The organism is Holdemania sp. 1001302B_160321_E10 (assembly GCF_015552275.1).
GTDB lineage: Bacteria > Bacillota_I > Bacilli_A > Erysipelotrichales > Erysipelotrichaceae > Holdemania.
Window position 1 is genome coordinate 1 of sequence record NZ_JADNEM010000054.1, and the last position, 8,681, is coordinate 8,681.

At 45.8% G+C, this 8,681-nt stretch carries 11 protein-coding genes, 1 pseudogene and 1 other annotated feature; of the genes and pseudogenes, 8 read left to right on the forward strand and 4 right to left on the reverse strand.

Going from position 1 to position 8,681, the window contains the following annotated elements:
• Positions 1 to 376: 376 nt before the first annotated feature.
• From I2D94_RS17550 to I2D94_RS17560, 3 genes are all read left to right on the forward strand, one after another.
• Entirely contained in the window at positions 377 to 781 is a 405-nt protein-coding gene (locus I2D94_RS17550) for an SHOCT domain-containing protein (protein WP_229056948.1), read from the forward strand.
• Between the two features lie 14 nt (positions 782 to 795).
• Positions 796 to 1,006, forward strand: a binding site (T-box leader).
• Positions 1,007 to 1,136: 130 nt separating this feature from the next.
• Entirely contained in the window at positions 1,137 to 2,465 is a 1,329-nt protein-coding gene (gene cysS, locus I2D94_RS17555; RefSeq protein WP_195397842.1) for a cysteine--tRNA ligase, read from the forward strand.
• Positions 2,465 to 2,872, forward strand: a complete 408-nt coding sequence (locus I2D94_RS17560) for a Mini-ribonuclease 3 (protein ID WP_195397831.1) — start codon at positions 2,465 to 2,467, stop codon at positions 2,870 to 2,872. The genes cysS and I2D94_RS17560 overlap by 1 nt, the downstream gene beginning before the upstream one ends.
• Positions 2,873 to 3,241: 369 nt before the next feature.
• Here the strand turns inward: I2D94_RS17560 and I2D94_RS17565 are convergent, their stop codons facing one another.
• From I2D94_RS17565 to I2D94_RS17580, 4 genes are all read right to left on the reverse strand, one after another.
• A complete protein-coding gene (locus I2D94_RS17565) occupies positions 3,242 to 4,267 on the reverse strand; it encodes a tyrosine-type recombinase/integrase (RefSeq protein ID WP_195397832.1) in 1,026 nt (341 codons plus the stop codon).
• A gap of 147 nt (positions 4,268 to 4,414) precedes the next feature.
• Positions 4,415 to 4,891 carry a hypothetical protein gene (locus I2D94_RS17570; RefSeq protein ID WP_195397833.1) on the reverse strand — a complete coding sequence of 159 codons (477 nt, stop codon included), beginning with the start codon at positions 4,889 to 4,891 and terminating at the stop codon, positions 4,415 to 4,417.
• Positions 4,892 to 5,392: 501 nt separating this feature from the next.
• Complete coding sequence (locus I2D94_RS17575) at positions 5,393 to 5,806, reverse strand: helix-turn-helix domain-containing protein (RefSeq protein WP_195397834.1); 414 nt, start codon at positions 5,804 to 5,806, stop codon at positions 5,393 to 5,395.
• Positions 5,807 to 6,001: 195 nt separating this feature from the next.
• Entirely contained in the window at positions 6,002 to 6,472 is a 471-nt protein-coding gene (locus tag I2D94_RS17580) for a hypothetical protein (protein WP_195397835.1), read from the reverse strand.
• A gap of 160 nt (positions 6,473 to 6,632) precedes the next feature.
• On the opposite strand from I2D94_RS17580, the gene I2D94_RS17585 reads away from it, so the two are divergent.
• From I2D94_RS17585 to I2D94_RS17605, 5 genes and pseudogenes are all read left to right on the forward strand, one after another.
• Positions 6,633 to 6,821 carry a hypothetical protein gene (locus tag I2D94_RS17585; RefSeq protein ID WP_195397836.1) on the forward strand — a complete coding sequence of 63 codons (189 nt, stop codon included), beginning with the start codon at positions 6,633 to 6,635 and terminating at the stop codon, positions 6,819 to 6,821.
• A 27-nt stretch (positions 6,822 to 6,848) separates the two neighbouring features.
• Positions 6,849 to 7,286, forward strand: coding sequence for a helix-turn-helix transcriptional regulator (locus tag I2D94_RS17590; RefSeq protein ID WP_195397837.1), 438 nt, complete (start codon positions 6,849 to 6,851; stop codon positions 7,284 to 7,286).
• A 113-nt stretch (positions 7,287 to 7,399) separates the two neighbouring features.
• A complete protein-coding gene (locus tag I2D94_RS17595) occupies positions 7,400 to 7,591 on the forward strand; it encodes a hypothetical protein (protein ID WP_195397838.1) in 192 nt (63 codons plus the stop codon).
• Complete coding sequence (locus tag I2D94_RS17600) at positions 7,591 to 8,115, forward strand: glucosaminidase domain-containing protein (protein WP_195397839.1); 525 nt, start codon at positions 7,591 to 7,593, stop codon at positions 8,113 to 8,115. Before I2D94_RS17595 ends, I2D94_RS17600 begins: the two co-directional genes overlap by 1 nt.
• Positions 8,116 to 8,118: 3 nt before the next feature.
• Positions 8,119 to 8,681 (forward strand): annotated as a pseudogene (locus I2D94_RS17605) (hypothetical protein); the annotation flags it as partial.

Genomic DNA, 8,681 nt, shown 5'->3' on the forward strand with positions numbered 1-8,681 from the left:
CCAGAATGTCCCTTATCGTTAAAGAAGACAAAAGTTCCATGAAAAATTTCATAGAAAGCCCCTCCTTTCCAGAGCTGCAAAAAACAAGCTCGAAAAACAAATGAATCAAAAGAAAGATCCATCCAGGACGGGCAGCCGCCTTATCAAAGACCCTACATCTTTAATATTGCATAAAATTCAAAAAAGCCTTCTGAGAAAATGGAAAAAGTAAAATTACTTTTAAGTTTTCGTAAAACTCAAAAGAAAAAATGATCTTCAGTCAGTCTGCAGGATTGATGCGAGGGATCCGACGTCGAACATGGCTGATTCAGCGGGATTGTGATATACTGGAAGCAAGAGTAAAAACGCAGACCTGAAGGGTCGGGAGGTGGCGGCAATGAGAAGAAAAACAGAGATTCGCACAACTCGTTCCAGCGCGGTAAGCAATATTATCTCCGGTATCGCGTTGATCTTGTTTGGACTTTTTGTCCCATCCCTGCTTCATCTGGACGGCGGAATGGGGATGGGATTCGGCGGACCTTCCATGAATCCGGCTCTGTTCTTCACCGCATTCGGTTTGATTGGAGGGATCGCCAGTATTCTTTACGGACTGATCGCACTGAAGCGCGGCGGTATTGCGGAACATGAGATTGTGACGGAGACGACGGACGATTCCCGATTGAACTTGGCCGCGGATCCGGCGGAACAATTAAAAAAACTGAAATCGTTATATGACGACGGTATCTTATCTTCCGCGGAATATGAGATGAAAAAGAAAGAAATTCTGAGTAAAAAGTGGTAGAATAAAAAAGAACAAAAAAACCGAAGACAAGAACGAGTAATCCGCAAACGCTCCGTCAAGAGAAGGTCTGGCCGGTGAAAAGACCAGGGAGCAGGCGGATGAATGCCTCTTGGAGGGCCAGCCTGAAATCCAGTAGGGCGGACGCAGCCGGCGTTAACGGAAGAACGAGCGGGACAGATCATTTCTGTTCAATAAAAGTGGAACCGCGCTTCAAGCGTCTTTTAAATCAGAGATGCTTTTTTTGTGGAGAAATCATCTTGTTGGCAGTGTGGAGAACCTGTTTGCCAACAATGTGGAAACCGCAGAACAAAGGCAGTGAAATGAAAGTAAAACCAAGGAGGAAAAAGTGATGAGTATTCGTCTTTACAACACCCTGTCGGGGAAAATTGAAGAATTCAAGCCAATCAAACCGAATGAGGTCAGCATGTATGTCTGCGGGCCGACGGTGTATAACCACGCGCATATCGGCAACGCCCGCCCGATCATCGTCTTCGATACGCTGCGCCGTTTATTTGAAGCACAGGGATACACAGTTAAGTATGTGTCCAATTACACGGACGTTGACGATAAGATTATTAAAAAAGCGCATGAGGAAAACGTAGCGGAAGGCGTTGTGTCCGCCCGCTATATCGAAGCCTATCAGAAAGTCCGGGAAAGCCTGAACACGGAACCGTTGTTCGCGACCCCACGGGTGACGGAAACCATGGATGAAATTATTCATTTCATCGACGAACTGGTCAAAACCGGTCATGCCTATCAAGTCGGCGGGGATGTGTATTTCCGCGTCGGCAGCGTGCCTTCCTACGGAAGCTTTTCCAAGCAAAATCTGGAAGACCTGCAGGTCGGGGCGCGGATTGAGGAAAACACAAAAAAGGAAAATCCGCTGGACTTCGCTTTGTGGAAAGAAACCGATATGGGTATCAAGTGGCAGTCGCCGTGGGGCGAAGGCCGGCCGGGCTGGCATACGGAATGCGTCGTTATGATCCACAAGGAATTTGGCGATCAGATCGACATTCACGGCGGCGGAATGGATTTGCGCTTCCCGCATCATGAAAACGAAGTCGCCCAGTCGCAGGCGCTGTTCCACAATTCCATCGCGCATTACTGGCTGCACAACGCGATGATCAATATCAACGGCGAAAAAATGTCGAAGTCGCTGGGCAACGTCTCCTGGGCCAAGGACGTCATTGAAAAGCTGGGCGCGGATTTAGTCCGCTGGCTGATGCTGAGCGTGCATTACCGCGGAGAACTGAACTTCTCGGATGAAACGATCGAAACCGCCCGTAAGGAACTGGACAAGGTCAGAACGCCGATGAAACAGGCGTATATCAAGAGTCAGCTGGCCGGTGTTATGGTAACCGGCTGCGACGGGGAAGCGGTAAACCGGTTTATCGACGCGATGAACGACGATCTCAACACTCCGAATGGCTACGCTGAAATTTATGAAACGGTAAAGAAGCTGAATCAGGCGCTGCGTCAGCGGGAAATCCAATGGGACCAGGTCGGCGCAGAAGTCGGCGCCCTGGAAAAAATGCTGGAAGTGCTGGGCATCCGGCTGCCGAAAGTCGTGCTGAGCGATGAGGATAAGCAGGTCTTCGCGGATTGGAACGCGGCCAAGGCGGCCAAAGATTTTGCCCAGGCAGATCAGAAACGGGCGATCCTGATTGAAAGAGGTTTGATGTAATGCAGCCTAACGAGCTGTCCGGAAGTACGCTGGCGTATATCGGCGACGCGGTCTGGTCGCTGTTGGTGCGGGAGTATCTGGTCGAGCTGGGCTATGGCCGGGCGAAGGATCTGCAGCGGCTGAGCGTGAAATTTGTCAGCGCCAAGGCGCAGGCCCGCTTTTATGAACAGCTGCATGCCGCAGGAGCGCTGAACGAGGAGGAAGAAGAAATCTTCCGGCGCGGGCGCAACTTTAAAAGCGGCAGTGTTCCGAAAAACACCGACGTGCAGATCTACCGGATTTCAACCGGGTTTGAAGCGCTGACCGGGTGGTGGCATCTGACCGGGCAGGCGCAGCGGCTGCGCGAAGTGTGGGAACAGGTCAGAGAAACGGTCGTTCTGGATTTCAATCCGGCAGTGAAAAATTAAGTCAGCAGAACAAAGTTCAAAAACGTTCGTTTTCGATCCGGAGAACGGACGTTTTCTAATCAAATGAAACAATGCCGCGAGGAAATGAGATAAAAATACGGGAAAAGAAAATGGAACCAACAGACAGGGTGAACGGAACGCTTGAATATCTTTGTTGAAGCTTTGCCCTGATCCGATTGCATTTCCTGATAACTCATTGTATAAATAAAGAAGCCGTTTCAGGAGTATGAAACGATTTGGAATAAAATTGGGACAATTCCAGGACGAAACAGGAGGTCGAAGTATGGCACAATATGTTTATCTTATCAAAAAAGCCTTTTAAATAAAGGCTTTTTAATCTATTTGTCACTAGTTTGTCACTAGTTTATGCTACTTTAATAGTAATACAGTGTCTCTTAATTCTGTAATTGTCTTATGTGTGTAGACTCGTTTTCCAGTGCTGTTGGAAGTGTGCCCCATCAGCAGATCCATGCATTTTTCGTTAGCGCCGGCATTGTCCAACCGTGTTCTAAACGTGTGCCGCGTTTCGTGAATCGTGTGGGGAATACCAGTCAGAACACACAGTTCTTTGAAACGTTTGCTAAATGTCAGATAGCTCATCTGCAAGCCCAACTGATTAACCGAGATATACTGCTTGTTTGCTTCTAGTCTTGTCTTAACCAGCGGTTGTATCCTGGGGTGGATAGGCACAATTCGATTTTTACCAGCAGCGGTTTTAATGCCGCCAGTGATAATCATATCTTCGAGATCTACCACCGAGGCATCAATGCTCAAATATTCTCGGATTCGGAATCCGGTATACAACAAGATTAGTACATCCGTGATGATAGGCATGTCGTTTATATGATTCCACAGCCATTCAATTTCTTTATCAGTATAAGGTGTTTTTTCTTGCGGGGCTATAGGGGCTGATGTAAGCTCCTCAGAACGTTTTTTTATGATAACGTCTAAGCTATAAGCGTACTTATCTAAATGTCCCCACAGCGCCTTTATAATGCCCTGTGTGCTGTATCCTTTACCGCAACGATCAATTGTCAACTGCATCTGATTGGATGTGATTTCAATATATTGTTTTTGGCTCAGTGAGTTTATATGTTTATAAGCACTGGACAGTGCACGCTGATTTTTCTCCCCAAGTTTTGGAGCTGCATCTGCTTTCCAGCGGTTAAAAAGTTCTTCAAGCGTTATTCTGCGCTCCAACGGATCATAAGGACTCTTGTTGTACTCGATCAGCATTTCCAAACCTTGATCATAAGTCTCGGCATACCCAATCCGATCAAATATCGGGTAACCCTTATCAGTATAGCCTTTCACCGGCCCGCGGACTTCATAGGGTTTCCGACGTGCCCCAGAGAGCTTGATCACAGATCCCGTTCCGTTTGGTCTTCGTTTCATTGCAAAAAGCCTCCTTTTATCGTAAAATAGAGGCATAGTAAAAGAGATGACCGACCAAGTCATTTTACTATGCTGAAGGATCGGATTGCAGTCTGATTCTTCTCGCCTGCCGGCTGCAACCGGTGGGCTTTTTTGCGAAATAGCTAGTTATTTTTTTACTTCAATCTCGAATTTATATTTATTTGTAAAATCGTTTGTTATTAGTGTGTACGTGCCATCTTCTGAATATGGGACGTATAAGTAATAATCAGCTTCAGCATCTTTTAGCATGCCGCCCATCCCTTGAAGATCATCATCCATAAGTGTTGAGTACATCTGAATTTGATTACCTGTAGGATCATACCAAGTGTTGTACAAGGAATTGTAATAATTTTGATCCGCTCCAATATTTTTGATATGAATAGGAACTTTGAAGTAAGTTCTTTCATCAGTGTCATACCATTCTATAGCAACGCCAAGAGTGGCTTCAAATTCTGAACAAATATATGAATCTCCAAGTCCCAAAACTGAATCTTCTGTTGCCTGAGTAGGTTCAGGGTTATTGATCTGTTGTGGTGCTTTTGAGTTTGGTCCGCAACCAACGAAAAGTAGTAAAGCTGCGCTAAGTGCGATAAACTTTTTCATAATTTTCTTCCTCCTTAACGCCTAATGGCGAAAGTTTCCTAATGTTGAATTTACAAATTTTTCCTGTAAAAGCTACTATTTGATCAAACCCTACGATTAACCGTCTAAAAACAGTCTTTGTAACAATTTTTTAGCCGATTTAATTCATGCGATATAATTTAGGCAGATGACAACCGCGGATAAATCAAAACAGGGGTGATTTTAATAGATAAAATTTTTTAGATTTTGAGATTTTGCTGATAGTAAGCCAGATAGATATAAATAGGAGTTTAATCTATCTAGTTGAGTTGCTTGAATAAAATTCCAGTAACTGGTAAGATATGAATCATACAGAGGCTCCGGAGCCTTCCGCATATCAACGAGGATACGAGGAGGGATAGCTGATGGATATCAATGATTATAGAAACAAAACAATCGAAATGCTAAGAACGATTAAGTGCTTTGAACTAATGAAAGCTGTTTATGAATTCGTTCAAAAAGCGACCAGGGCTAGATGAGAATCTAGTCTTTTTTTTCGTTCTGCTCTTTAAGCAATAGCTGATACATATCTGCAAGAACTTGCCACTGTTCTTCATTCAGCTGCGCTAAAACGTGGATCAGCTGCTGCTTGAAACTTCCAGTGTTCTCTGCATTGATCACCTCCCCCATAAACCCTGCGATTTCTTGTGTGCGGGAAACGGGCAAGAAGATAGGCTCTTTGCCTTCCAGCAGCCATTCCTTATTTACGTTATCTCGCAGGCAAATGTCACGAATAAGGCGAGCTGACGGATTTGATCTCATATTTTCAACTTCCGAATATGCGCCTTGCGTAATACCTAAATCAGCAGCGTAAACTCCTTGCTTTTCTTTAAGGATTTCTTCGCGCAAATATCTGATTCGCTCATTTACTTCGGGGGATTTTAAAGTTTTTGCCACGGTTTCACCTCCTTTGAACGATCTCATAATAGCATATCTAAAAAATTACTGCAACAGTAAAAAAACATTTGACAATTACTGTTGCAGGATATATGATTACTGTGTCAATAAACAGTACCGCAAAGTGAAGGAGGTGTAAGATGAAGAAAAAGGAATTATTGTTTTGGTTTCTATTGGGCAGTTTTGTATATCACATCATTTCCATAGTTTTAGAAGCCATTCTATGCAGTCTTTGAGATATAAATCTACTAATTTGGTAGCAATAACTCCGGATAAAAAAGTGAAGCCTGCAATCCAGAATTTACGTCTTTGTACTTTATCGTATTTGTCTTTGAAAAACATGATTAGACTACTTGAATCATGAAGGAGAACTAAAGGATCAATTCCTTCACTGGAGTATTTATTGTAGAGTTCAATAAAGCGAATACCTTGTGGAGTTATTCTAGCGGCGTGTCTGATGTTAGTTAAATAGTTACCATAATCGTTTTTGTGTAAATCAATACCAGTTATCAAATTATTGTTAACACAAACATCCAAAACATCGTCACAGTCATTTCTGGAGAGTGGATTTAAAACAGAGTCCATCGCATCGTTGAAACTGTTGCTTTTCACTATACATAGGAATTTATATGTAATGATATAAATTCCTTCCGTCGAATTAAACATAATTTATTACGCCTCCTTCCTCCATTATACAAAGAAAAAGATTACCAACAAGAATGTAAGAATTTATTGACAAATTAAAGGTCGAAACCTAGGGCGATCTGCCCGATGGTCTGCCGGTTAGGCCGGCACTGATGAGACCATTAGAGAGGAGTGTGAAAAAATGTCATTGACAAATAAGGAGAAGTCCTTGCTGCCAGTCTTCAAGGACGTTGACAAGCATCTGACCGATGATGTCCTGCGGGCGGAACTGCTTGGTATGGGCAAAGGAATGGCGTTCATGCTGACAGGCAGTTTGCCTGATCTCAAACCACAGACAGAAAGATCGCCCAGGCCAGCAACCGGAAGATGACCGAGGGAAGAAGGGAGGTGAAATGAAATGTCATACGCAAAGAGGCTCGAACGAGCCTTAATTGAGGCAGATCTAAAAGCTGCGGAACTGAGTCGCCGTACAGGTATTTCTAAGGCTTGTTTGAGCCAGTACCTGTCAGGTGTATCGCTGCCACGAGAGGATCGTCAGGAGCTGATCGCAGACGCACTGGGCAAAGACCGCGACTGGTTCTTCCCACAGAAAACGGATCGTATGCCAGGCGTTGATGAAGAACTGCCTGAGAGGCGGGTGCCGGTATACCTGGCAGCCGCTAAGCTCGGAATCAATCCGCAGGCATTACGATTGGCTTTACAACAAAAACGTTGCCCGTTTGGGTTTGCGGTGAAAACAGAGAAAAGCTGGATCTACCATATCAGTCCGGGTCAACTGCAGGAGTACTTAGGCACAAAAAAAGAATCCTCGGCTGCAACCGGGGATCCAAGATGATCTTAATACCCTTGAGATCATCTCTATTTTATCAATGATTAAGGCCATTGTCCACAGCCATCTCGCTGCAACGAGGTGGATGATGGCAACAGCATAGTAAAAGGAGATTAATAATGCTAATAACAAACGAAGCAGCCCGCGCCTATGCGGTAGTGGCTGCATCAATGATACCACAGCAGCTGTGGCAGGATAGGGTGTGGTGCATGATTGCGCTTTACAACCAGATGGTCGAGCTGATGGATATTTACACAGAGATGGAAATCATGGACAAGCTGCGCAACCTGATCGGCCAGGAGGATCGGTAATGCGTCGGCTTAGACGCCCTGCCCTGGTAGTCATCACGGCTGTGCTGACTGCCGGCGTGACGCTTAACCTGCCGGCAGCCGAGGCCGAGACACCAGTACCGCAGACGGTGACCGTGATCGATCTCTACCAGCCCGATACACCGCCGGCTTACACAGCCGACATGGACGTCAGCTGGCACGACTGGCAGCCGATCGGCAAGGCCGCCGGCGTGGTGCCGGTAGCACTGCTGGAGCTGGCCGAGGAGTACAATATCAGCCCAGTCTACGCCGCGGCGGTGTTTGTACTGGAGACTGGCTGGGGTAGCTCATCGGCTTGGCTGGCCAAGCACAATCCGGCCGGCATCCGGTGCGGTGATCGGTACTGCCAGTACAGCACGGCCACGGAGGGCCTCAGACGCATGTTTGAGATCATGGCTGACTACTACGGCAACGGGTTGACCACTGTAGTACAGCAGCGTTCGCTGTGGTCGGAGGCCGAGGATACAGAAAAGATAGTCCAGCTCATGGAGCAGCTGGCTGAGTAGCTTATGGAGGCAATCATCAACGGCATCAACAGGATGGCGGGCAGCTATCATGCTCAAGATATCTTCCAGGATTGGGTGCAGATGTCCGGGATCTCTATATCAAACCAGTTATTTTTCGATCAACGACTGGAAGAGCAGTATCTGACACTTGCAAAAAAATACAACGATGAGCAGTTAAAAGAAATGTGCCGATGGACCGCAAGGCTTGTAGAGCTGTTTGAGAATGATATCAATGATTATCTCGGCAGCATCTACATGATGTTAAATGCCGGGAATTCGAGGACAGGTCAATTTTTCACACCATTTCATGTGTGTGTGCTGATGGCCAAGGCGGTACTTACTGGATATAGCGGCGAAAAGATCACAGCCAATGAGCCCAGTGTCGGCGGCGGGGCCAATTTTCTGGCGGTAGCCAAGGAGATCCAGCGTTTAGGTTACGATTATCAAAGTTTGCTTGACGTTGTCGCCCAGGATCTTGATTACAAATGCGTGTGGATGTCTTATCTACAGTTTAGCTTTGCGGGTATTAGTGCGATATGTGTGCAAGGCAATACCCTGCAAAATGA